Source organism: Gulosibacter chungangensis, assembly GCF_008831155.1.
Taxonomy (GTDB): domain Bacteria; phylum Actinomycetota; class Actinomycetes; order Actinomycetales; family Microbacteriaceae; genus Gulosibacter; species Gulosibacter chungangensis.
Genome location: NZ_WBKB01000001.1, coordinates 92380 through 115654, shown reverse-complemented (window position 1 = coordinate 115654; position 23275 = coordinate 92380). Strand labels below are relative to the sequence as shown.

Here is a 23275-nt window from a genome sequence, read left to right as displayed (position 1 = left end):
AGTGCTTAGGGATGCGAACTAGGAGTTGCTGGGGTCGGTGTAGGGAAGACGCGAGTCGAACTCTTCGTTCTCCCAAGTGTCGCGCACCCAGCCGTGCGCGGGGTCGTCCTGAATGTGCCAGACGCGTTCCTTGTCGGGACCGGCCATGACGTTCAGGTAGTAGAGGTCGTAGCCCGGGGCAGCAACGGCGGGGCCGTGGTAGCCGTAGGGCACGAGTGCCACATCACCGGTGCGCACGATCGCGTTGATGTTGATGTCACCGGCCGAGGAGGAATACGTCGCGAACATGCCGAAGGGGTCGGCCTCCGCGGGGGCGTCGACACCCTTGGAGACGGCCGATTCGAAGTAGTAGATCTCTTCGAGGCGCGACTCGTGGCCGGGTACGTGCTCGTCGTGCTTGTGCGCGGGGAAGGAGGACCAGTTCTCCGAGGGGGTGATGACCTCGCAGACGATGAACTTGGATGCATCCAGCGCAGCCGGGGTGCCGAAGTTGTGCACCTGACGGCTCGAGCGCCCAGCGCCACGCAGCTCTACCGGGACCTCTTCCTTCGCGATGTAACGAGTGGGGAAGGTCTCCGTTGCGGGAGCCTCAGCTACCGAAACGCGAGCCTTGCCGCTCAGCGTCGCCTTCGCGCCCACACCGAGGTAGAGCACATCCGTCGGGCCATCGAACACCGAGGGACGACCGATCAGTTCCTGCGTACCGGAGTTGCCCTCAGCATCCGACCACTGAACCGTGGCGGGGCCATCGAGCGGGATGATGATGCGTTCAACCTCGCCAGCGGCAAGCTCAAGCGAGCCCGATTCGGCGAGGTTGGCCACGCGCAGGCCCGTGTGCGCCCAGCCTTCGAGCGAGGAATCGACGACTGACTCCCAGCCGTCCTTGGCGAGTTCGCCGCGTTCAAAGAACCATTCGTTGTTCTGTGCCATTGGGGTCACCTTTCCTGTTCTACTTGGGTCTGTTTGTAGCGTCAGCAGACTTGCTAGTGGATGCTAGGACGCCGTTCCGTGAACCATCGCAACGGCAGTATCTACAGCGCCAGCGACATTGTCGTCGTGCGGGTAGATCAGGGTGCGACCGACCACGAGTCCCCGCACACCCGGCAGGGCGAGAGTCTTCTGCCAGCTTGCGAAAACTTCCTCCGGGGTGCCCTTGGGCTCGCCACCGAGAAGCAGGGTCGGCAGGGTCGTGGATGCCATCACGGCTTCCATGTTTTCGACCACCGGCAGCTTCATCCAGGTGTAGGCCGAGCTATTGCCGAGGCCCGAAGCGATCGCGACGGACTTGATGACTTCCTCGGTGCTCAGGTCGTTGACAATCTTGCCGTCAACCCAGTTGCTCATAAACGGCTCAAGCATGATCGGCAGTTGGGCGCGGTAAGCGTCATCCACCGCGCGAGCGTTTGCCTCGAGGGTTGCCACGGTGGCGGGGTCTTCCAGGTTCACGCGCACGAGGGTCTTGGCAAAGTCCAGACCATCGCGCTTGATGCTGTCGATGTCATAGCCGGTGAAGCGGTCATCCATCTCGAAGGCAGCGCCGCGCAGCCCGCCACGGTTCATCGAACCGACCACGATCTTGTCGTCGAGGAGGCCCATCAGCGCGAGGTCATCGATGATGTCGGGGGTACCGAGCACGCCGTCGACGCCGGGACGCGACAGCGCAATTGCGAGGCGGGCGAGCAGTTCGTAGCGGTCCGCCATGGCGGTAGCCTGATCGCGCACCCCGAGGGCACCGCGAGCCGGGTGGTCAGCTGCCACGAGCATCAGTTTTCCGTCGCCCTGCAGTAGCGGGCGGCGGCGGCGTGCCTGCAGCTTCTGCGCTACGGCCTCGGGCGATTCCGCCCGTACCCGACGGATTTCTTCGAAGGCAGACGCGTAGTACTCGAGGGCCTCGGGGATGCTTGTTGGGGCTGTGGTCATCAGTTGTTCCCGTCCATGATTGCGAGGATTTCCTCGGTGGTGGGCATAGCGGTCGAGCACTCGCGACGCGAGGCTACGAGCGCACCGGCAATATTTGCGAAACGCAGAATCTTCTTGAGTTCCCAGCCTTCGAGCAGGCCGTGGCAGAGCGCGCCACCGAAGCTGTCGCCGGCACCGAGGCCATTAATGACCTCAACGGCGTACGGCGGCACCTCGACGAACTCATCCTTGGTCTTCGCAAGGACTCCCTTGGGCCCCTGCTTCACAATCGCGAGCTCGACACCGCGCTCGAGCAGCGCATCCGCCGCACGAATCGGCTCGGTCTCGCCGACCGCGACCTCGCACTCTTCCTTGTTGCCCACGGCGACCGTGACGTGCTCGAGGGCCTTGCCAACCTCTTCGGAGGCCTCTTCACGAGAGTTCCAGAACACCTCGCGGAAGTCGAGGTCCAGGATGGTGTGAGGCTTGCGCGCACGGGCGGCCCAGGCGGCGTGGTGTGCCGAGCGGCTCGGCTCTTCGCTGAGGCCGGTTACCGTGGTCCAGAAAATCTTGGCGTTACGAATCGCGTCGAGGTCAAGCGCCTCGGTGGGGACTGCGAGGTCCGGAGCCTTGGGCTTGCGGTAGAAGTACAGCGGGAAGTCATCCGGCGGGAAAATTTCGCAGAAGGTCACCGGGGTCTGCAGGTCCTCAACGGTGATCACGTACTCGGAGGAGACACCGAGTCGTTCGAGTTCGCGAGTGACGAAGCGACCGAAGGAGTCGCCACCGCGTCCCGAAATTAGTGCCGCGCTGTGGCCGTGCTTCGCTGCGGCGACCGCAACGTTTCCGGCACTGCCGCCGAGGTACTTGCCGAAGGTCTCGACGTCTTCGAGGCTCAGGCCGTCTTGCAGTGGGTAAATGTCGATACCGACGCGGCCGAAGGTTAGGACGTCAATGTTCGGTGTGGATGGGGAAGTCACGAGTCTCTCTTCAACTTTCTACGGTGATCGGATCCGGGAGGCTTTGTGACAGCATACACCTATTGTCCTAACAATTGAACATATGGTTCTTTGGCTGAGAATTTAAGCTGCGAAAAAGGATGCTGGGCTCACGCAGTTGCGTGAGCCCAGCATCCAGTTATGCCTGATCAGCGATGAGTGCTGTGCCTCTCGGTGGTGCTTGGCAGGCGAACGTTAGTTGCCGCCAACGAGCGTCGAAAGCTCGACGAGACGGTTCGAGAACGCCCACTCATTGTCGTACCAGCCGAATACCTTGACCTGGCGGCCGGCGACCTGGGTGAGGCCAGAGTCGAAGATGGTCGAGTGCGGGTTGCCGGTGATGTCCACCGAAACCAGGGGAGCAGTCGAGTACTCGAGGTAGCGGCTGTAGCGTTCGGAAGCTGCCGCGCGTTCGAATGCCGCGTTGACCTCTTCCGCGGTGACCTCGCGCGAGACCTGGGCGGTGAGGTCGGTGACCGAGCCGACCGGAACCGGTACGCGCAGCGCCAGACCGGTGAGTTTGCCATCGAGCTCCGGTACAACCAGGCCGATTGCCTTCGCGGCACCGGAGCTCGTCGGAATGGTGGACAGCGCTGCCGCGCGAGCGCGACGGAAATCGCGGTGCGGTGCATCCAGTAGGCGCTGATCGCCCGTGTACGCGTGGATGGTGGTCATCAGCCCGGTCTCCACCCCGAACTCGTCGTTCAGGATTTTTGCCAGGAAGGCGAGCGAGTTCGTGGTGCACGAGCCGTTCGAGATGATGTCGTGCTGTGCGGGGTCGTAGCTGTCGTCGTTGATGCCGAGCACGATGGTCTTCACGTCACCGCTAGCGGGTGCCGAGATGATGACCTTCTTGGCTCCCGCATCCAGGTGGGCGCGCGCGGCATCTGAAGAGGTGAAAAAGCCCGTGGACTCGATCACGACATCCACCCCGAGCTCGCCCCAGGGAATGTTCTTGGGGTCGCGCTCGGAATACACCTTGATGGTGCGGTCGCCGACGATCAGCTCGTTGTCGCGAGCTTCAACCCGCTCGTCGAGGTGGCCGAGGAGCGAGTCCCACTCGACGAGGTTTGCGAGCGCCGCGGCGTCGGTGAGGTCGTTTACTGCGACGATGTCAATGTCTGCCTGCTGTTCGATCGCAGCGCGGAGGTAGTTGCGGCCAATGCGGCCAAAGCCGTTAATGCCAACTTTAAGCGTCATGGTGTCCTTTGGTATTCGTGATGTGGACGGGAAAAATTTCTCGGGTGGAGCGTTGCAGGCGGTCGCTGGTGCGATCGCTGGTGCTGAGTTCGGGCGGTGGTGCCGGGATGCGGTGGCTGTGTGCGGTGCCCGGGTTTTGGCGCCGGCGACGTGCCGCTGGGTTACAGCGTGACCGTGCGTGATTCGGCCGCGCTGAGCCATACGGCATCGAGCACCTCGATGGTGCCGACGGCTTCGGATGCGGGGACCGGCTGCGGTTCGCCTCGATCAACCGCGGCCGCGAACTGCTCATAGAACTGCGTGTAGTCACCCTGTGCGGAAGGCACCGGACGCGAGCCCGTGGCAGTGTTGAGCGTGGCCCAACGTTTCTCGACTTCGTAGCCCCAGTTTTCGCGACCGGCTGCGGGACGTTCCCCGCGGAAGATCGCCTGGGTCTGTGCATCCGTCTGCGAAGAAATGAAGCTGCCATGCTCAGCGAGCACACGCAGTTCTTTCGAGACGAGTCGGTTCACCTTGCTTGCCGAAATGTGCGAGTGCGTGCCGGATGCGTGCTGGAGGTTGATGAAGAAGCTCGCGTCCGTGCGCCCCTCGGGGAGCTCCACCCAATCGAGGAAGGCGGTTACCGCGGTGGCGGGGCCGAAGAGCCAGAGTGCTTGGTCGACGACGTGGCTGCCGAGGTCCCGCAGGAGACCGCCGGTCGGGCCCGATTCGAGCGATTCGGGCTCGTCAAGGTTGAATGCGGACTCAAAGCGCCACACCTTGCCGAGTTCTTCCGAATCGAGCACCTGCTTGAGGGTGCGGATATCGGTGTCCCAACGGCGGTTTTGGAAGACGCTCAGCAGCACGCCTTTGGCTTCGGCGGCGGCGACGAGCTCGCGTGCACCCGCGGCATCGGGTGCGAAGGGCTTGTCGGCGATGACGTGCACGCCGGCTTCGATCGCCTCGAGTACCAGCTCGCGCCGGGTCTGCGGGGGAGTGGTGATCGTGACCGCATCCACCCCGGCTTCGAGCAGCTCGGTGAGGGATGCATAGACCGGCACCTCGGGGAAGTCGCTTTGAACTTCGGCCACGCGCTGCGGCGAGCGCGCGACGATGCCGACGAGCTCAACGCCTTCCGCCGCCGCAATATAGGGCGAGTGGAAGTAGCGTCCGCCGGAGCCGTAGCCAACAAGACCGAGCTTCATGGTTCCTCCTGTGCAGTATTGCCCAAGGTTATATGTCCTGACAACCTATCATTTTGATGCGCGTATTGCAGCAACTTTCGTGCTCCCTTAGCGAACCGTGACCCGGAGGTCGAAGGTGCGCAGTCGGGTAATCGCCCTCTCTCCGATCTCCCCTCTCCGATCACGGCCTCGATCCATCGGTCGGTCAAAGCCCCGCGCCTAACTCGTCACTCGACGTCGATTCCGGACCTCGGAACAGCATCCATCGACGAACGAATGCAACACCCTCAACCAACTCGTCATTGGATGTCGTCACACCGCCACAAAACAGCATCCATCGACGAGTCTGTGGGTGCGCGAAGGGCGCGAGGCGCGCGAGTTCTCCACAGATCATCGAGCTGAAGGTGTTCTCCACAGTTCACCGCCCCAGAAAAACCCGGAATTACGACAAGACGTAGCGTTCGAGCTATGCGTGATGAATTGAGCCTGCCACCGCAATTCCAGAGTGGCGCCTTCAGCGTGTCCGCGGCTGTCGCAGCGGGCGTGACACCGGGAAAACTACGCAATCCGAAACTCCATGCGCCGTTCGTGGGTGTTCGCTCACACACCGAACCTATTTCGAGACGCGAGCGTGCTATCGCTCTTGGCCAACGGCTGAGCGATGGACAGGCGATCTCGGGTCTGGCTGCCGCAGAGTTGTGGGGCTTGCGAATCCCCAACCTGGCGAACACTCGCTCTGCCGACATCGAAGTATTGACCCGCGCATCCGTCTCGAGAGTTCGAATAGGCGGTGTGAAAAGCCGCGCTATCCGAGACGATTTCTTTCGAGCTTCAAGGCTCGGAAGCGTCCCAGTTGTGTCACCCGTGCTGGCGGTATTGACGTCGGCGATGCACCTCAATGCGTTTGACATCACGGTGATGTTGGATGCGCTGCTCACGGATTTCAATAAATACCCCAGTCTAAATTTCGCGGAGCGTCCGCTCTTGGTGCCGGCGGATCTCCCCGCGATACTCGCGAAGTTCGAACGGATGCGAGGGATCCGTACATTGCGTCAAGCTGTGGTGCGCGCTCGTCCTCGTGTGGAATCACCCATGGAGTCGGTTGCGCGACTGCAATTTGTCGATGCTGGGCTGCCAGAGCCAGAGGTTCAGCCGGAAGTCTTTCTTGACGATGGCACCCTTTATCGCCCAGATCTCGGATATCCAGAAGCAGGCCTGTACCTCAATTACGACGGTGATTTCCACTTCACTGATCAGGCAACGATCGACGCGGACGTTCTGCGCGATCGACAATTTCAGGAAGCTGGTATGCGGCTGATGCATGTTGTGAAGACGGACCTCAACGGCAAGCGGTGGCATGAACTGGTTCGTTCAATTCGCGTGCAACTTGCGCGAAGCGCGGTTATTTGAACGGCGCGCCCCGCGAACGCGAGTGCGAGTTCTGGCCGACACCGAGCGAGCCGCCCAGAGGCTCGTCGCAGACTCGTCACCGGATGCTCCCCACCCGTGCCCCAACAACATCCATCGACGAGTCGCGTGAGCGCCGCTGCGCAACTCGTCGATAGATGCAGTTCCGGGGCCCGGGATCGACGTCGAGTGACGAGTTAGCTAGGGGTGTCTCGTTCGTTCGTCAATGGATGCTGTTGCGAGCCCCCGATGCGACGTCGAGTGACGAGTTAGTTGAGAGTGGGAGTGGGAACGCGCGGCGGCGGTGGGAACGCGGCGGAGGGAGCTCGCGGTCGAAACGCCGCGGGAAACGCAGAGGGGCTCCGACACGAAAAGTGTCGGAGCCCCCTTTTGCGGTTGGTGCGAGAAGTTAGCGCACCTCAGCAAGCAATTAGCGCTTGCCTCGCAGAATGGCCTGCTTCACTTCGGCGATTGCCTTGGTGACCTCGATGCCGCGGGGGCATGCCTCGGTGCAGTTGAAGGTGGTGCGGCAGCGCCACACGCCTTCCTTGTCGTTGAGGATGTCGAGGCGGGTCTTGGCGTCTTCGTCACGCGAGTCGAAGATGAAGCGGTGTGCGTTCACGATCGCTGCCGGGCCGAAGTACTGGCCGTCGGTCCAGAACACAGGGCACGAGGTGGTGCATGCTGCGCAGAGGATGCACTTGGTCGTGTCGTCGAAGATGTCGCGGTCCGCGATCGACTGGATGCGCTCCTTCTCGGGCTTGTCGGAAGCCACCAGGAAGGGGTGGATCTCCTTGTAAGCCTCGAAGAAGGGGTCCATGTCGACGATGAGGTCGCGCTCGAGCGGAAGGCCCTTGATCGCTTCCACGGTCACGGGCTTCGTGATGTCGAGGTCCTTCACGAGGGTCTTGCAAGCCAGGCGGTTGCGGCCGTTGATGCGCATGGCATCCGAACCGCAAATACCGTGCGCGCAGGAGCGGCGGAACGCGAGGGTCGAGTCCTGGTCCCACTTAATCGAGTGGAGGGCGTCGAGGATGCGGTCGGTCGAGTACATGTCGACCTCGAAGGTCTCCCAGTACGCATCCGGACGGGTCTCGGGGTCGTAGCGACGCAGCTTGATTTGAACCTTGAAGGGCTTCTCCGGCTCTTCAGTCTTACGCTCGTCAACATTTGCGGTAGCAGTAGTCATGACGGTTCTCCCTTCTTAGTACTTTCGTTCCTGCGGCACGTAGTGCGTCATACGCACGGGCTTCTTGCCGAGGGTGATGTGGTCGGCGGGGTCAGCCGAGCGACGGTCGCCGCTCAGGTATGCCATGGTGTGGTGCATCCAGTTCTCGTCGTCACGCTTGGGGAAGTCGTCACGCATGTGACCACCGCGCGACTCCTGACGGTTCAGCGCCGTGTAGGTGACAACCTCGGCGAGGTCGAGCAGGAAGCCCAGCTCAATCGCTTCGAGGAGCTCGGTGTTGTAGCGAAGGCCCTTGTCGTTGACGTGAATGTCGCGGTAGCGCTCACGCAGCGAGTGGATGACCTTGGTCGCTTCGGTGAGGGTCTCTTCGGTGCGGAACACCTGGACGTTCGTGTCCATGGTTTCCTGCAGTTCGCGGCGCAGGTCGGCGACCGATTCGGTGCCGTGCGAGTCGCGCATGTTCTTCACCAGGGTGCGCACGAACTCGTCGGCGTCATCGGGAAGCGGTGCGTAGTCGGCGGTTTGTGCGTACTTGACGGCGTTGCGGCCGGCGCGCTTACCGAAGACGTTGATGTCCAGCAGCGAGTTGGTGCCCAGACGGTTCGAGCCGTGCACCGAGACGCAAGCGCACTCACCAGCGGCGAAGAGGCCGGGAACGACGGTGTCGTCTTCATCTGAGATGACCTGCGCGTCGTTATTGGTGGGGATGCCGCCCATGGCGTAGTGCGCGGTCGGGTATACCGGTACCGGTTCGGTGACCGGGTCAACGCCGAGGTAGGTGCGGGCGAACTCGGTGATGTCCGGCAGCTTCGTCTCGAGCACCTCGGCACCCAGGTGGGTGCAGTCGAGGTAGACGTAGTCCTTGTTCGGGCCGGCGCCGCGGCCTTCGAGCACTTCCTGCACCATCGAGCGCGCCACGATGTCACGCGGGGCGAGGTCCTTAATGGTTGGCGCGTAGCGTTCCATGAAGCGCTCACCCGAGTCATTACGCAGGATTGCACCTTCACCACGGGCACCCTCGGTAAGCAGGATGCCGAGGCCGGCGAGGCCGGTCGGGTGGAACTGGAAGAACTCCATGTCCTCGAGCGGCAGGCCGTTGCGCCAGATGATGCCGACGCCGTCACCGGTGAGGGTGTGGGCGTTCGACGTGGTCTTGAAGACCTTGCCGAAACCACCGGTCGCGAAGACGATGGACTTGCCCTGGAAGACGTGCAGGTCACCGGTCTTGAGCTCGTACGCCACAACAGCCGAGGGGGTCTTCACACCGTCAACTTCGGTGAAAGCCACGTCGAGCGCGTAGTACTCGTTGAAGAAGCGGATGTTGTGCTTGACGCAGTTTTGGTACAGCGTCTGCAGAATCATGTGACCGGTACGGTCAGCGGCGTAGCAGGCACGACGAACCGGAGCCTTACCGTGGTCACGAGTGTGACCACCGAAGCGGCGCTGGTCGATCTTGCCTTCCGGCGTGCGGTTGAAGGGCAGACCCATGTTCTCGAGGTCGAGTACCGCTTCAATTGCTTCCTTCGCGAGGATCTCCGCGGAGTCCTGGTCGACGAGGTAGTCGCCACCCTTGACGGTGTCGTAGGTGTGCCACTCCCAGTTGTCTTCCTCCACGTTCGCGAGTGCCGCGGCCATGCCACCCTGGGCAGCTCCGGTGTGCGAACGAGTCGGGTAAAGCTTGGTCACGACGTCGACGACGGCGCCGGTACCGGCAGTTTCAGCCGCTTCAATTGCGGCGCGCATCCCCGCACCACCCGCACCAACGATGACCACTTCGTTGCGGTGGTAGTGAATCTTCACGCCGTCGATGACCTTGACGGTGTCCTTGAGCTGTTCTGCAGCCATATGTCTAAATTCTCTTCCTAAACGCGTTGAACCGGAACTACGAGCAGATCGAGGCGCCGCCCTGGAAGCAAGGCTCCACGGCGAAGACGATCAGCACGATCATGCCGAGGACAATCTCGACGATGCAGGCGATCCAAAGGGTCGCGACGAGTGCCTTGCGGGGGCCCGGCTTGTAGACGTAGTCGTTGACGATGGTGCGCATACCGTTCGTGCCGTGGATGAGCGCGAGCACGAGGAGCAGCGCATCCCAGATCAGCCAGAACGGCACCGCGAACTTCTCGGCGACCACGAACTGGTAGTCGATCTGGTGCACACCGTCACCGGCGATCAGGTTCGAGTACAGGTGTACGAACACGAGGAAGATGAGCAGCACACCCGAGATGCGCATGAACGCCCAACCGGCGCGCTCCCAGTTCTGGGCGCTCTTCTTGCGTTCGGAAAGCGGGGTACGCGGATATTCGACAGCTTCAATAGTCATTTTTCGATCTCCCTACTTTCCTAGTGACCGAATACGTTCTGCAGGTGGATGAAGGCGAAGCCCGCCATCACCACTACCCAGATGCCGATTACGATCCAGAACAGCAGCTTCTGGATGCGCGTACCGCCGGGCACAAAGTCGACCACGATGATGCGCAGACCGTTGAAGGCGTGGTACACGATCGCGCCGACGAGGCCGAGCTCACCGATCCCCATGATCGGAGTCTTGTACGCGCCGATTACGGCGTTGTAAACCTCGGGACTGACCAGCAGCAGTGCACTGTCGAGCACGTGCACGAGGAGGAAGAAGAAAATTGCTACACCAGTGATGCGGTGAAGTACCCACGACCACATACCCTCATTGCCGCGGTAAAGCGTCCCACCGAGGGACTTCTTCTTCCCGGGTTGAGGTGAAGTCGGGGTGCCCGTCTGAACAGCTGACACGGAACTACCCTTCTGTGTTGATGTGACCCGGCGGCAGTGGTGTCGCTCGGGGCGGAGACTTGCGCATACACGAATACGCCCGAAACTGTATGCCAACTCTACCGCGAATTCAGGCGGCTCGAGGCAGGTTGTGGTAAGGCAAGCCTTACTAGAGCGCCTCGATGGAGCCCGTCATCGCGAGCTCGCGAACACCTCGTTTTTGGTCCATCACAGCTTGGTAATGCCCGAGCAATTCATCGCAAATTCCGGCCCAAGATCGACCAAGGACACGACGACGACCGGCCTCACCCATCCGGGCTCGCAAACCGGCGTCGGCAGCGAGCCGAGCCACGTATCGGCGCAGCGAATCGGCGCCACGAGACTGGGACGGGTCGAAGAGGAATCCATCCCCGCCGTGGGTCACCAGATCGATCGGGCCTCCCGCGAGCGGGGCCACCACCGGGGTGCCGGATGCGTGGGCCTCTTGCAGGGTTTGGCCAAAGGTTTCCTCGGTGCCGGTATGGACGAAGACATCAAACGCCGCGTAGGCCATCGCGAGATCGCGTCCACCCTTCCGGCCGAGGAAGTGGACCGGAAGCCCCCGCAACTGCTGCCGCAGCGCATCCTGCGAGGGGCCGTCACCGACGATCGCGAGCTGCAGGTTCGGGATACCGCGCAATTCCGCGAGCTTCTCCACCTGCTTTTCGGGCGCGAGTCGCCCCACATAGCCGACGACGACCTCATCCGGCCCGGCGATACTCGCGCGCAGGGCTCGCGCATCGCTCGTGTCGCGGTTATCGGGGTGGTAGGTATCGAGGTCGACTCCGCGGCCCCAGCGCGCGACCCGTTCGATCCGCTGTCGCGTCAAATCGCGAATGGATGCGCTGGACGGTGCGAGGGTGCGGTCGGCCTGATTGTGCACATGGCGCAGGAGCGACCAGGTCGCTTCGCGCATGAACCCGAGGCCATTTTTTTCGGTATAGCCGGCGATATCGGTTTGAAAGATTGCGACCGTGGGAATACCCCGTCGCCGCGCCGCGGCAATCGCGTGGCCGCCGAGAAAGGCAGGAGAGGCCGCATGCAGCACGTCCGGCTTGAAATCGTCGAGGATGCGCTGCACCTGCAGGGTCGGCAGCCCCACCGGGAATTGCCGATAGTTAAAGGTAGCGACCTCGTGCACTGGAAACCCGGCATAGTCGGCGGGTGCTCCGGCAGCGGGACAAATCACGATTGCCTCGTGCCCGCGCAGCGCGAGATGGTCGAGCACCTTCTTCACCGAATTGGTGACGCCGTTGACAGTCGGGAGGAAACTTTCAGTCACAACGGCAACGCGCATAACACCAGAGGCTAAGGGGGAATGGTTACTGCGGAGTAAACAGATCTCGGACTTCGCGCGCAAATGTCGCGGAATCCCCGGATTTACACCACTGACGGGTTACGCTCTTGCGCATGCTCGCTTCTAATCCCGACCACTTTTATGCCGTGATTCCCGCGGGAGGTGTCGGTTCGAGGCTCTGGCCGTTGAGTCGCGCTGACCGGCCGAAATTCCTCCGCGATATCGCCGGGACCGGTTCCACGCTGCTGCGGTCGACTTGGGAACGACTGGTGCCGCTGACGGGTGAGGACCGCATCATGGTGGTCACCGGGCAGTCGCACGCCGCAGAGGTTCGCGAGCAATTGCCCGAGTTGCAAGACGAAAACATCGTGCTCGAATCCGAAGGGCGCGATTCCACCGTCGCGATCGGCCTCGCCGCCGCCATTTTGGAACGGCGTCACCCAGGCGCAGTCGTCGGCTCTTTCGCAGCCGACCATCTCATTAGCGCGGGTGGCCGATTTCGGCGCGCGGTCCGGGAAGCGGTGCGCGCTGCCGACGAAGGGCATATCGTGACCATCGGCATCCAGCCGATGGCCGCATCCACCGCCTTTGGCTATATTCGCGCGGGCGAGCCATTCGAAATTCACGGCGCCCCTTCCGCCCGACAGGTGGATGAGTTCGTCGAGAAACCGAATTCGGCCACTGCTAGTCGCTATGTCGCCTCGGGTGAATACCTCTGGAATGCCGGCATGTTTATTGCCAAAGCTTCCCGCCTGCTCGATGAACTGGCCGAGAACGCCCCCGAACTCGCCGTCGGAATTAACGCAATTGCGGATGCTTGGGACACTGAGAATCGGGATTCCGTGGTGGCAGAAATCTGGCCGACCCTGGAGAAGATCGCGATCGACTACACGGTTGCCGAGCCCGCAGCCAAAAAGGGTGCGCTCGCCGTGATTCCAGGCTTTTTCGGGTGGGATGACGTGGGCGATTTTGCGGCAATCACTCGGGTTCACCAGGCTGCCGCGGCTTGTGCGCACGAGGTGCAGGTGATCGGTGAAGCGGATCGGGTGGTCTCGACAAATGCTACGGGGATTGTGATTTCGGAAACCGACCGGGTAATCGCGGTGGCGGGGATTAAGAACATCATCGTGGTGGACACCGAGGATGCACTGTTGATTACCGACCGCTCGAACGCACAACAAGTCAAAGACATTGTTAACCTCCTGAAATCTTCCGAGCATCCGGAAGTTTTGTAGCGTCGCGAGCTAAAAGGACAACGAAAAGTGCTGATTGGGCGTTAGAATCCCCGCAATACCGTTTTCCGCATCGGAGCGGAACGACCTAGGAGGTTCTACCGTGCCAACACGCAAAAAGTTGATTCCACTTCTCAGTATCGCGGCGGTGAGCGCCCTCGTATTGAGCGCTTGTGGCCAGGCTCCTGAAGACACCACTTCCACCGAGGGCGCCGGCGGTGGTGCTGACGCCGGCGACTTCACCGCCTGCATGGTTTCGGATGAGGGCGGGTTTGACGACAAGTCGTTCAACCAGCTCGCCCACGACGGTCTCGTCCAGGCCGAGACTGAACTCGGGGTCAACACGCTCGAGGCCGAGTCGACCAGCCCCGATGACTTCACCCCAAACCTCCAGACCATGGTCGACCAGAGCTGCAACATCATCATCCCCGTTGGCTTCATGCTCGCGGACGCCACCCAGGCCGTCGCGGACGCCAACCCGGAGACGCACTTCGCGATCATCGACGTTGACTACCTCGAGGGTGACAACATCCTGCAGATCAACTACGACACGGCACAGGCAGCCTTCCTCGCTGGCTACGCATCCGCTGGCTTCTCGGAGTCCGGCATTGTCGCAACCTACGGTGGTTCGCAGATTCCTTCCGTGACCATCTTCATGGATGGTTTTGCAGACGGCGTCGCCTACTACAACGAACAGAAGGGCGCTGACGTTCAGGTCCTCGGTTGGAACGTGGAGTCGCAGACGGGTGAGTTCGTCGGTAACTTCACCGACAACACCAAGGCAAAGCAGATCACCGAGGGCTTCCTCGCCCAGGGTGCTGACGTCATCTTGCCGGTGGGTGGCCCGCTGTACCAGGGTGCCGCCGAAGCTATCCGCGCGGACGGTGACTCGGCAGTCCTGCTCGGTGTGGACAGCGACCTGACCATCGGTGAGCCCGGTTACTCGGACATCATCTTCGTGTCGATCCTGAAGGGTCTCGACGTGACCGTCTTCGACGCGATCGAGAATGCCCTCAACGGCACCTTCGCGGGCGGCACGATCTACACCGGCACGCTCGAGAACGAAGGCGTTGGCATTTCGGGCTTTGGTGAGTTCGAATCGCAACTGCCGGACGGCATGCTGGAAGAGCTCGACACGATCAAGCAGCAGATCATCTCTGGTGAGATCGTCGTCGAGTCGCCTTCCTCGCCCAGCCAGGCAGAGTAGGCACCCGGACATCCCGCAGCCCCCGCGTGAGTAACACGCTCGCGCGGGGGCGTCAGGTCCCCGCCGGCCCAAACCTGCATCCATACCCGCACGCAGTCCCACACATAGTCCGCCCGGAGAAGAAGCGAGAAGATGAAACTCGAGCTACGCGGCATTACGAAGCGCTTCGGTACCTTCACCGCCAACGACAAGATTGACCTCACCGTCGAGTCCGGAGAAATCCACAGTCTGCTCGGCGAAAACGGTGCGGGTAAATCCACCCTGATGAACGTTCTCTACGGCCTCTATGAGCCGGATGAAGGACAGATCTTGCTGGATGGGGTGGAACAGAAATTCTCCGGGCCTGGCGACGCGATCGATGCGGGAATCGGCATGGTGCACCAGCACTTCATGCTGATTCCCGTGTTCACCGTCGCCGAAAACTTGATGCTGGGCCGCGAACCCACTCGCGGCTTCGGCATCCTCGATCTGAACGCCGCGCGCGAGCGCGTGCGCGAGATCTCCGATCGATTCGGGTTCCACATTGACCCGGACGACAAAATTGAAGACCTTTCCGTCGGCGCCCAGCAACGCGTCGAAATCATCAAGGCGCTCTCACAAGAGGCGAGCATCCTGGTGCTCGATGAGCCCACTGCCGTGCTCACGCCGCAAGAAACCGACGAACTCATGTCGATCATGGATCAACTGCGCAAGCAGGGCACCTCGATCGTCTTTATCTCCCACAAACTGCGCGAAGTACGGCAAGTCAGCGACAAAATCTCCGTCATCCGCCGCGGCAAGGTGGTTGGGGAAGCCGACCCCAGCGCATCCAATGAGGAACTCGCCTCGCTGATGGTGGGCCGGGACGTCGGCCTCTCGGTCAACAAGGCACCCGCGAAACCCGGCAATGCCGACTTCCGGGTGCAAGACCTCACGGTCTTCAGCAAAACCGGCTCGGTGCTGATCGACAAACTCTCCTTCGATATTCACGGCGGCGAAATCCTGGTCGTAGCCGGTGTGCAGGGGAACGGGCAGACCGAATTGGCCGAGGCGATCCTCGGGTTGAGCGCGACGACCAGCGGCTCGATCACACTGCTCGGCAAGGAAATGCTCGGCCAGTCGGTGCGCAAGAACCTCGACTGGGGCCTGGGCTTTGTGCCCGAAGACCGCACCGAAGACGGCCTGGTCGGCGAGTTCACGATCTCCGAGAACGTCGTGCTCGACCGCATCGATCAGCAACCCTTCTCGAAATTTGGCTCGCTGAGTCTCAGCTCAATTCGCGAGTTCGCCGATGAGGCGGTGGAAGACTTCGATATCCGCACCCCGTCGATTGAAACCCACGCCGGACGGCTCTCGGGCGGAAACCAGCAGAAGGTGGTGCTCGCGCGAGAGCTCGGACGTGAACTCAAAATGTTCGTGGCCTCGCAGCCCACCCGCGGGCTTGACGTTGGCTCGATTGAATTCGTGCACAAGCAGATTGTTGCGGCCCGAGACTCGGGCATCCCGGTGCTGATCGTCTCGACCGAACTTGATGAAGTCACCCAACTCGCCGATCGAATCATGGTGATGTACGGCGGTCGCAGCATGGGTATCGTCCCGCCCACCACCACCCGCGAAGAGCTTGGCAAGATGATGGCAGGAGTCCCGTATGACCAGCAGTAATGCCTCCCTCACCCCGCCGGAGCCCAAAGCCCCCGTAGACAAAACAGCCGGCGGCTCAACCAATGCTCTTGCCGAGCATCCGTGGCGCGCCGCCTGGCGGGATGTCCTCGGCGGCAGTGTGGTTCGCTCGGTGGTCGCGATCATTTTGGCGCTCTTTGTCGGGATGCTCATCGCGGTCTTCACCAATAAAGAGGTGCAGGAGACCCTCGGGTACTTCTTCTCCCGCCCCGGTGACTTCTTCCGGGTAGCAACCGAGCTCATTGGGGATGCGGTGCGCGCCATGATCTCGGGCGCGGTGTACAGCCCCACTCGTGGCTTCCAACCCTTATTGACCACGCTGCAGTGGGCCACCCCGCTGCTGGCTGCCGGTCTTGGCCTCGGCGTGGCCTTTCGCGCGGGCCTGTTCAACATTGGTGGTCAAGGTCAGATGCTCGTCGGCGCGCTCTTCGCGAGCTATGTCGGCGCGAGCTGGCACTTGCCCGCTGGCCTGCACCTGATTGTCGCGATCCTCGCGGCCATCCTCGGTGGTGCCATGTGGGCCGCGATCGTCGGTTTCTTGAAGGCACAAACCGGGGCACACGAGGTGATTCTCACCATCATGTTCAACTGGATTGCGCACTGGGGCGTCACCTACCTGCTCAAGCAGCCGATGTTCCAATCTCCGAATGCTCCCGGCTTCGCGAAATCGAAGGCGGTGGATGCGACCGCGGTGATGCCGCAGCTCTTCAACACCTTCGGCCTTGGGTTTGTGCTGGTGCTCCTTGCGGCGGTGCTCTACTGGTGGATCATGGACCGCTCAACGGTCGGCTTTAAGATCCGCGCGGTGGGGATCAACCCGAGCGCAGCACGCACCGCTGGCATCAGCGTGAAGGCAGTCACGGTCACCACGATGGCCATCTCCGGTGCCTTTATCGGTTTGGCCGCCGCCACCCAGACCCTCGAGGTGCACCCCAGCGGAATCGAACCGAGCATCCACGCGGGAATCGGCTTTGACGCGATCACCGTCGCCCTCCTCGGTGGCAATAGCCCCGTGGGAATCGTGCTCGCGGCACTTCTCTTTGGCCTCCTCAAAGCGGGCGCGGTGACCATGGAAATCCAGGCCGGCATCCCGCGAGACATCATCCCGGTAATTCAGGGCCTCATCGTGCTCTTCGTTGCCGCGCCGAGATTCCTCGGCTTCCTCCCACGACCGACGGGCATCAAGTTCCGCGACCGTGTCGCTGCTGCAAAGGTGAGGAGCTAACATGACCGCCATCGTTACGCCGAAGACTCCGGGAAACCCGGAACCGACCGAGACCGCCCTCGCGCCACGCAAGTGGAAGACCCCGATCATGCTCGTGGTCTTCGCGCTGATCGCGCTGCTGGTATTCGCCATCGACGCGGCCGCCGACGTCTCTACCCGCATCGATCTCAATAACCGTAATGTCGCGATCGAGCTACCACCGCTGATTCTGCCGACGATGCTGACCAACCTCATCCTCTCGGTGCTCATGCTCGCCTTCGCCGCATACTCGGTGAAGCTCGCCTACGACCGCAAGCCTGTGCCGATGTGGGGTATCACCATCTTCGCGGCCCTGTGGGTCATCGCACTGATCGTCTGGGTGGGTGCCGGTGCGAATGTGCCGTTTGTGTGGCTGTTGACCGGAACCCTGGCAATCTCCACGCCGCTGGTCTTTGGTTCCATGGCGGGCCTTGTCTCCGAACGCGCCGGTGTCGTGAACATCGCTATCGAAGGTCAGCTGCTTGCCGGTGCCTTCGCGGGGGCCCTCGTCTCCTCGATGACCGGCAGCTGGATCGCTGGCATCCTCGCGGCGCTTATTGCGGGGGTGCTCGTCTCGGTGATCTTGGCGCTGTTCTCGATCACGTACTGGGTCGAGCAAGTGGTCGTCGGTGTGGTGATCAATATGATCGTGATCGGCCTGACCAACTACCTGTATTCCGGGTTGATGTCGAGCAACCGCGAACTGTACAACAGCCCCGAAACCTACTCCACCTGGCCGATTCCGCTGCTGTCGAGCATCCCGGTGATCGGTCCGGTGTTCTTCTCACACTCGATCATCACGTACCTGATGTTCATCCTCGTGCCGCTATTGACCTGGGCGCTGTTCAACACCAAGTGGGGTCTGCGCACCCGCTCGGTGGGTGAGCATCCCAAGGCGGCCGATACCGTGGGTATCAATGTGAACGGGATGCGCTGGTTCAATGTGCTTCTCTCGGGCGCGATTGCCGGGGTTGGCGGCTCTTTCTACACGCTCGGCTCGGTCGGCGCGTTCAACCAGGAAGTCACCAGTGGCCAGGGATATATTGCGCTTGCGGCGCTTATATTTGGCCGCTGGCATCCGGTCTACGCGACCTGTGCCGCACTGTTGTTTGGTTTCGCATCGAACTTCCGTACCCTCGCTACCCAGGTCGGTGCAAATGTTCCTTCAGAACTGCTATCGATGGTGCCGTACATCGTGACCGTGCTCGCGGTGATCGGATTCGTCGGACAGTCACGGGCACCCGCCGCCGACGGGGTGCCTTACATCAAGTGAGGGAGCCAGCATGGACGGGCTAGACGAGATCGAGTGGGAGCCACTGCGCGAGGCGGCACGGGCCGTGATGCAGCAGGCATACGTGCCGTATTCGAACTACCCGGTTGGTGCGGCTGCCCTCACCGAAGATGGCCGCATCGTCACCGGCTGCAATGTCGAAAACGCGAGCTATGGGGTTGGCCTGTGCGCCGAATGCGGACTGATCTCCGAACTCGCGCGCGGAGGCGGTGGGCGCCTCGTAGCGTTCACCTGCTGTGACGGGCTCGGCGAAACACTGATGCCCTGCGGCCGCTGCCGACAGTTGCTCAATGAGTTCAAGACCCCGCAGATGCTGATCGACACCCCGCAGGGCATCCTCCCCTTCGACGCGATCCTGCCGCAGTCCTTCGGCCCCTCCCACCTCGGCCGCTAACCCCAACCGCACCAGGAGCAAGTAGTGATCGAACCCTTTGCCGCCGTTGACCTCATCCGTCACAAGCGCGATGGCGGAAGCCTCGACACCGAGGAAATCAACTGGCTCATTTCCCGCTACACCTCCGGCTACGTCGGGGACGAGCAGATGGCCGCGATGGCGATGGCGATCTTCCTCAACGGGATGACACGGCACGAGATCCTCGATCTCACGAACGCCATGATCGCGTCGGGGGAGCGGCTAGACTACTCGAATCTCGGCCGGCCCACCTCCGATAAGCACTCCACCGGCGGGGTGGGCGACAAGATCACCCTGCCGCTGATGCCGCTGGTGGCTTCCTTCGAGGTCGCGGTCCCGCAGCTTTCAGGCCGCGGGCTCGGGCACACCGGCGGCACCCTCGACAAGCTCGAGTCGATTCCGGGCTGGCGCGCGGAACTCACGAACGAGGCGATGTTCGCGCAGCTGCAGGAACTCGGCGGGGTGATCTGCGCGGCTGGCGCGGAGCTCGCCCCCGCCGATAAGAAGCTCTATGCCCTGCGCGATATCACCGGGACGGTGGAAGCGATACCGCTGATCGCATCCTCAATCATGTCGAAGAAGATTGCCGAGGGCACCGGCGCCCTCGTGCTCGACGTGAAATACGGTTCGGGTGCGTTCATGAAAGACCTCGACCGTGCGCGGGAGCTCGCGCGCACGATGGTCGAGTTGGGGACGGATGCCGGGGTGAACGTGTCGGCCCTTCTCACCAATATGAATGTGCCCCTGGGGCTCGCGATCGGCAATGCGAATGAGGTGCGCGAGTCGGTCGAGGTGCTCGCCGGGGGAGGGCCCGCCGATATCGTGGAGCTCACCTGTGCGCTCGCTCGCGAAATGCTCGCCCTGGCCGGGCAGCCCGATGTTGATGTCGAGGCGCATCTCAAGGGCGGTCAGGCGATGGATGTGTGGCGCAAGACCATCGCTGCCCAGGGCGGTGACCCGGATGCACCCCTGCCGGTTCCCGCCGAGTCGCTCGAGGTGCGGGCAGATCGTGACGGTGTCTTGGTGGCGCAGGATGCGTACCAGTTCGGGGTGGCCGCGTGGCGCTTGGGTGCGGGGCGGGCTCGCAAGGAGGATCCCGTGGTGCATTCGGCCGGTATTGATCTCGCGGTGAAGCCGGGGGATGCGATCAAGGCGGGAGACCTCTTGTGGACCTTGCATGCGGAGGATGCTTCGCGATTTGCGGGGGCGCTCGCGGACCTTGAGGGCGCGTGGGAGCTGGCCGAGCCGGGTACGGTGTTTACGGCGGAACCGCTGATCGCAGAGAAAATTACGGCCGAATAGTTGGCCGGAATTCCTGCCGAATGCGTAATGTTCAGCGCACGCCCGACTCTGTGTCGCTGGCAAGCGCTACGCTGAACTTCGGTATTCAGTTACCGGGCTAATGTTGGTTCAACGGAGAAAGCGAAGCAGTGCACCATGACTGAGGAAGACTTCATCCTGCCCGATGGGGTGGATGCGCGTCGCCTGCCGAAAGTGTTGCTGCACGACCATCTCGACGGTGGGCTGCGGCCGAACACCATCGTTGAACTCGCGGAAGAGATCGATTTCGAGCTGCCCGAATCAGACCCCGAACTGCTGGCGAAGTGGTTTCGAGACTCGGCAGACTCCGGCTCACTGCCGAGCTATTTGGCCACCTTCTCGGTCACGGTCGGTGTCATGCAAACCGCGCAGGCGCTGCGCCGAATCGCCCGCGAAGCCGTGGTTGATCTCGCCGCGGATGGCGTGATTTACGCGGAACTTCGCTGGGCACCCGAGCAGCACCTCGGTCGCGGGCTGACGCTTGGTGAAGCGGTGGATGCTGTGGCCGAGGGTATTGCGCAAGGCATCGCGGATGTCGAGGCGACTGGCGGCTGGATTCGTGCGCAACAGATTCTCTGCGCGATGCGCCAGGCCCACCGATCGGATGAGATCGCCGAGCTGGTCGTGGAACGCTACGACTCGCACCTGGTGCCAGGTGGAGTGTGCGGTTTCGATCTGGCGGGCCCGGAAGCGGGATTCCCGGCCGCCGACCATGCCGCAGCCTTTGATTATTGCGCCGAGGAATTCGTGCCGGTCACGGTGCATGCCGGTGAAGCGGACGGTCTCGACTCAATCGAATCTGCGGTGCTGGATGCCCGGGCGCTGCGACTGGGCCACGGCATCCGGATCGCCGACGATATCGAACTGCACGATGAGGATGCCGACGGCACCTTCGCGCAACTCGGGGACCTTGCCGAGTGGGTGAAGAACCGGCGCATTGCGCTTGAAATCGCGCCCACCTCGAATCTGCAGACCGGTGGAGTGCCGAGCCTGGCCGCGCATCCCTTTAATCTGCTGTATGAACTTGGGTTTGCCGTAACCGTGAACACGGATAATCGACTCATGAGCTCCACAACCGCGTCGCTGGAATTGGCACGGTTGGCGAATGAATTTGATTACGACCTCGACGACCTCGAGGAGTTTCAATTTGCCGCCTGTGAGGCTGCGTTCCTGCCAGTGGAAGACCGCGATCGGCTTGCTGACCGAGTCGCCGATGGATTTGATGAAGCGAGAATATGAGCACTGCTGAATTAGACCTGCGCTTTGACGAGACGATGGTGCGTCGAGGCGCGAAGGCTGTGAACTGGCGCGGGGCGGTTGAAATTGCTGGCGAATTGCTGGTCGGTGCGCGTTGCGTGCGCCCGGGATACATTCGGAAGCTGATCGATGTGATCGATAAGTTCGGTCCGTATATCGTGATCGCGCCCGGTCTTGCCCTTGTGCATGCGCAGCCCTCGAGCGATTCGCTGCAGCGGGGGCTCGTGGCGGTAACCTTCCCCGACGGGGTGAATTTTGGTCACGCCCACAATGACCCGGTGGGTCTGGTTGTGGCAATCAGCACGATGAACGCCTCGCAGCACCTCGACGTGGTGGCAGGCATCGCCAACGGCCTCGACGGCGACGACACGCTCGTGTCCAAGGCGGTGCGCGCGAGTTCGGATGCGGAGCTCGTCGAACTCATCCAAACCCACCTGCCCGACTTGAACTTCACTTAGGCCGGGGCCTCCCCTAAGCCTCCGCCGCAGGTCGGGTACCTCGAGCCTGTGCACCTCGGGTGACGTTGCCGCGTGGTAAGTTCGGGGCAACGGATTTCTACCGTGATCACTTTGGCTGCTGGACTCATGTCTCCACGGCCAGCGAGCTGTGAGGGTGTTACGTATGGGGCGTGGCCGACAGAAGGCAAAGCACACCAAGATCGCTCGGGAACTGAAATACAGCGTTAACGAGACCGATTACGAGCAACTCCAACGCGAGCTGAATGGCGCCAAATCGCATGCCGAGGGTCTCGAATCCCATGTCGACTACGACGATGAGCTCGCCAAGTGGGCCGAATACATCGACGACGAAGAGGATGTTTCCGACGAGGATGAAGCCGAAGGCGAAGGCCGCGGTAGCTCTCGCACGTAGGTCGAAAGCCGCTGGATCATTTCTCTTGAACGCGGCGCTCCACCGCTACACTTCCGAACGATGAACGGACTCGACAACGCTGACCGAGCGAAAGAACTGTTGCTCGCGGCGCGCATCCACGCTCGGCATGCGGACTTCATCGCCGAGCGTCCGCGCGATGCCGACGAAGACGTGCACATGCTTGCTGCGGTCGTCGACCACGTGATTGAGCGCTGCAGCGAGCCGGGGGACGTTGTGCTCGACCCCTTCGCGGGTTTTGGCACGACGCTCGTTCGCGCCGTAGCGCTTGGCCGGAAAGCAGTTGGCGTTGAATTGCTGCCTGAACGTGCCGCCTACCTGCGACACCGGGTACCCGCCGCGCGCATCATCAAAGGTGACGCCCGTGACCTCCGCACGGTGCTGTCGAACGATGAACCGCCAGTGGCTGCTGGGTCCGTCGACCTCATCCTCAGCTCGCCCCCGTACATGACCCGCAACGATCACGAGGCCGATCCGCTCACGGGGTACGAAGAGAACACCGGCGACTACGATCGCTATCTCGCAGAGCTCAGCGTCGTTGCCGCACAATGCGCCTGGCTGCTCGTCCCAGGTGGGCTGCTGGTGTGGAATCTCGCTGATATTCACTACCGGGATGTGACCACGCACTTGATTGACGACTGCGCCGCCGTGTTGGCCCAACACCTCCACCCGGTGGGCACGAGCGAGATCGTGTGGGATCAGTACCCGCACGACCTCATCGCCGACCGGCTGCTCGTGTTTCGCCGTGCAGCCTAGGCGTCACTGATCGCTGAGTAGCGGAGCGTATCGAAGCGGCTTGCGTATTGGTCACTTCGATATGTCGCTTCAC

At 62.0% G+C, this 23275-nt stretch carries 22 protein-coding genes; 12 read left to right on the top strand and 10 right to left on the bottom strand.

The genetic code is table 11. The annotated features are described in order from the left end of the window. Positions 1-18: 18 nt before the first annotated feature. The 5 genes from iolB to F8O05_RS00440 form a co-directional block, all read right to left on the bottom strand. Positions 19-930 (bottom strand): 5-deoxy-glucuronate isomerase, encoded by a 912-nt coding sequence (iolB, locus tag F8O05_RS00460; protein ID WP_158050801.1) that lies wholly within the window; start codon positions 928-930, stop codon positions 19-21. Between the two features lie 63 nt (positions 931-993). Beyond that, a complete protein-coding gene (locus tag F8O05_RS00455) occupies positions 994-1920 on the bottom strand; it encodes a class I fructose-bisphosphate aldolase (RefSeq protein ID WP_225735651.1) in 927 nt (308 codons plus the stop codon). Continuing rightward, the gene (iolC, locus tag F8O05_RS00450; protein WP_158050800.1) at positions 1920-2879 is read right to left on the bottom strand and encodes a 5-dehydro-2-deoxygluconokinase; all 960 of its coding nucleotides are present in this window, start codon (positions 2877-2879) and stop codon (positions 1920-1922) included. Before iolC ends, F8O05_RS00455 begins: the two co-directional genes overlap by 1 nt. Before the next feature lie 213 nt (positions 2880-3092). Continuing rightward, positions 3093-4097, bottom strand: coding sequence for a type I glyceraldehyde-3-phosphate dehydrogenase (gene gap, locus F8O05_RS00445; protein ID WP_158050799.1), 1005 nt, complete (start codon positions 4095-4097; stop codon positions 3093-3095). A gap of 161 nt (positions 4098-4258) precedes the next feature. Next, the gene (locus F8O05_RS00440) at positions 4259-5281 is read right to left on the bottom strand and encodes a Gfo/Idh/MocA family protein (RefSeq protein WP_158050798.1); all 1023 of its coding nucleotides are present in this window, start codon (positions 5279-5281) and stop codon (positions 4259-4261) included. A 447-nt stretch (positions 5282-5728) separates the two neighbouring features. Between F8O05_RS00440 and F8O05_RS00435 the strand changes: the two genes are divergently transcribed. After that, entirely contained in the window at positions 5729-6670 is a 942-nt protein-coding gene (locus F8O05_RS00435; RefSeq protein WP_158050797.1) for a hypothetical protein, read from the top strand. Positions 6671-7097: 427 nt separating this feature from the next. Here the strand turns inward: F8O05_RS00435 and F8O05_RS00430 are convergent, their stop codons facing one another. The 5 genes from F8O05_RS00430 to F8O05_RS00410 form a co-directional block, all read right to left on the bottom strand. Further along, positions 7098-7856: a succinate dehydrogenase iron-sulfur subunit gene (locus F8O05_RS00430; protein ID WP_158050796.1), complete on the bottom strand. Its 759-nt coding sequence runs from the start codon at positions 7854-7856 to the stop codon at positions 7098-7100. 15 nt (positions 7857-7871) lie between these two features. Further along, the gene (sdhA, locus tag F8O05_RS00425) at positions 7872-9701 is read right to left on the bottom strand and encodes a succinate dehydrogenase flavoprotein subunit (protein ID WP_158050795.1); all 1830 of its coding nucleotides are present in this window, start codon (positions 9699-9701) and stop codon (positions 7872-7874) included. Between the two features lie 37 nt (positions 9702-9738). Continuing rightward, on the bottom strand, positions 9739-10179 hold the full coding sequence (locus F8O05_RS00420; RefSeq protein ID WP_192496965.1) for a succinate dehydrogenase hydrophobic membrane anchor subunit: 441 nt from the start codon (positions 10177-10179) through the stop codon (positions 9739-9741). A gap of 20 nt (positions 10180-10199) precedes the next feature. Next, positions 10200-10622 carry a succinate dehydrogenase, cytochrome b556 subunit gene (gene sdhC / locus F8O05_RS00415; protein ID WP_225735650.1) on the bottom strand — a complete coding sequence of 141 codons (423 nt, stop codon included), beginning with the start codon at positions 10620-10622 and terminating at the stop codon, positions 10200-10202. Positions 10623-10770: 148 nt separating this feature from the next. After that, positions 10771-11937, bottom strand: coding sequence for a glycosyltransferase family 4 protein (locus F8O05_RS00410; protein ID WP_158050794.1), 1167 nt, complete (start codon positions 11935-11937; stop codon positions 10771-10773). 113 nt (positions 11938-12050) lie between these two features. On the opposite strand from F8O05_RS00410, the gene F8O05_RS00405 reads away from it, so the two are divergent. The 11 genes from F8O05_RS00405 to F8O05_RS00355 all read left to right on the top strand — a co-directional run bounded on the left by F8O05_RS00405 (position 12051) and on the right by F8O05_RS00355 (position 23202). Further along, on the top strand, positions 12051-13172 hold the full coding sequence (locus F8O05_RS00405) for a mannose-1-phosphate guanylyltransferase (RefSeq protein WP_158050793.1): 1122 nt from the start codon (positions 12051-12053) through the stop codon (positions 13170-13172). 100 nt (positions 13173-13272) lie between these two features. Further along, entirely contained in the window at positions 13273-14376 is a 1104-nt protein-coding gene (locus tag F8O05_RS00400; RefSeq protein WP_158050792.1) for a BMP family lipoprotein, read from the top strand. A 132-nt stretch (positions 14377-14508) separates the two neighbouring features. Beyond that, entirely contained in the window at positions 14509-16017 is a 1509-nt protein-coding gene (locus tag F8O05_RS00395; RefSeq protein WP_158050791.1) for an ABC transporter ATP-binding protein, read from the top strand. Then, positions 16004-17260, top strand: coding sequence for an ABC transporter permease (locus F8O05_RS00390; RefSeq protein ID WP_158050790.1), 1257 nt, complete (start codon positions 16004-16006; stop codon positions 17258-17260). The genes F8O05_RS00395 and F8O05_RS00390 overlap by 14 nt, the downstream gene beginning before the upstream one ends. A gap of 1 nt (position 17261) precedes the next feature. After that, complete coding sequence (locus F8O05_RS00385) at positions 17262-18551, top strand: ABC transporter permease (protein WP_158050789.1); 1290 nt, start codon at positions 17262-17264, stop codon at positions 18549-18551. A gap of 10 nt (positions 18552-18561) precedes the next feature. Continuing rightward, positions 18562-18963 (top strand): cytidine deaminase, encoded by a 402-nt coding sequence (locus F8O05_RS00380; protein ID WP_158050788.1) that lies wholly within the window; start codon positions 18562-18564, stop codon positions 18961-18963. Between the two features lie 24 nt (positions 18964-18987). Then, the gene (locus F8O05_RS00375) at positions 18988-20283 is read left to right on the top strand and encodes a thymidine phosphorylase (protein WP_158050787.1); all 1296 of its coding nucleotides are present in this window, start codon (positions 18988-18990) and stop codon (positions 20281-20283) included. Positions 20284-20418: 135 nt separating this feature from the next. Further along, entirely contained in the window at positions 20419-21540 is a 1122-nt protein-coding gene (locus F8O05_RS00370) for an adenosine deaminase (RefSeq protein WP_158050786.1), read from the top strand. After that, positions 21537-22016, top strand: a complete 480-nt coding sequence (locus tag F8O05_RS00365; RefSeq protein WP_158050785.1) for a PTS sugar transporter subunit IIA — start codon at positions 21537-21539, stop codon at positions 22014-22016. Before F8O05_RS00370 ends, F8O05_RS00365 begins: the two co-directional genes overlap by 4 nt. Positions 22017-22179: 163 nt before the next feature. Next, a complete protein-coding gene (locus tag F8O05_RS00360) occupies positions 22180-22428 on the top strand; it encodes a DUF3073 domain-containing protein (RefSeq protein ID WP_158050784.1) in 249 nt (82 codons plus the stop codon). A gap of 60 nt (positions 22429-22488) precedes the next feature. Continuing rightward, a complete protein-coding gene (locus tag F8O05_RS00355; RefSeq protein ID WP_158050783.1) occupies positions 22489-23202 on the top strand; it encodes a DNA methyltransferase in 714 nt (237 codons plus the stop codon). The last annotated feature ends 73 nt before the right edge of the window (positions 23203-23275 follow it).

What these genes read in the sequence shown, in the direction of transcription:
- iolB (WP_158050801.1), bottom strand. Translation starts at nt 930, where the DNA reads ATGGCACAGAACAACGAATGGTTCTTTGAACGCGGCGAACTCGCCAAG.
- F8O05_RS00455 (WP_225735651.1), bottom strand. Translation starts at nt 1,920, where the DNA reads ATGACCACAGCCCCAACAAGCATCCCCGAGGCCCTCGAGTACTACGCG.
- gap (WP_158050799.1), bottom strand. Translation starts at nt 4,097, where the DNA reads ATGACGCTTAAAGTTGGCATTAACGGCTTTGGCCGCATTGGCCGCAAC.
- F8O05_RS00440 (WP_158050798.1), bottom strand. Translation starts at nt 5,281, where the DNA reads ATGAAGCTCGGTCTTGTTGGCTACGGCTCCGGCGGACGCTACTTCCAC.
- F8O05_RS00435 (WP_158050797.1), top strand. Translation starts at nt 5,729, where the DNA reads ATGCGTGATGAATTGAGCCTGCCACCGCAATTCCAGAGTGGCGCCTTC.
- F8O05_RS00430 (WP_158050796.1), bottom strand. Translation starts at nt 7,856, where the DNA reads ATGACTACTGCTACCGCAAATGTTGACGAGCGTAAGACTGAAGAGCCG.
- sdhA (WP_158050795.1), bottom strand. Translation starts at nt 9,701, where the DNA reads ATGGCTGCAGAACAGCTCAAGGACACCGTCAAGGTCATCGACGGCGTG.
- F8O05_RS00420 (WP_192496965.1), bottom strand. Translation starts at nt 10,179, where the DNA reads ATGACTATTGAAGCTGTCGAATATCCGCGTACCCCGCTTTCCGAACGC.
- F8O05_RS00410 (WP_158050794.1), bottom strand. Translation starts at nt 11,937, where the DNA reads ATGCGCGTTGCCGTTGTGACTGAAAGTTTCCTCCCGACTGTCAACGGC.
- F8O05_RS00405 (WP_158050793.1), top strand. Translation starts at nt 12,051, where the DNA reads ATGCTCGCTTCTAATCCCGACCACTTTTATGCCGTGATTCCCGCGGGA.
- F8O05_RS00395 (WP_158050791.1), top strand. Translation starts at nt 14,509, where the DNA reads ATGAAACTCGAGCTACGCGGCATTACGAAGCGCTTCGGTACCTTCACC.
- F8O05_RS00390 (WP_158050790.1), top strand. Translation starts at nt 16,004, where the DNA reads ATGACCAGCAGTAATGCCTCCCTCACCCCGCCGGAGCCCAAAGCCCCC.
- F8O05_RS00385 (WP_158050789.1), top strand. Translation starts at nt 17,262, where the DNA reads ATGACCGCCATCGTTACGCCGAAGACTCCGGGAAACCCGGAACCGACC.
- F8O05_RS00380 (WP_158050788.1), top strand. Translation starts at nt 18,562, where the DNA reads ATGGACGGGCTAGACGAGATCGAGTGGGAGCCACTGCGCGAGGCGGCA.
- F8O05_RS00370 (WP_158050786.1), top strand. Translation starts at nt 20,419, where the DNA reads ATGACTGAGGAAGACTTCATCCTGCCCGATGGGGTGGATGCGCGTCGC.
- F8O05_RS00365 (WP_158050785.1), top strand. Translation starts at nt 21,537, where the DNA reads ATGAGCACTGCTGAATTAGACCTGCGCTTTGACGAGACGATGGTGCGT.
- F8O05_RS00360 (WP_158050784.1), top strand. Translation starts at nt 22,180, where the DNA reads ATGGGGCGTGGCCGACAGAAGGCAAAGCACACCAAGATCGCTCGGGAA.
- F8O05_RS00355 (WP_158050783.1), top strand. Translation starts at nt 22,489, where the DNA reads ATGAACGGACTCGACAACGCTGACCGAGCGAAAGAACTGTTGCTCGCG.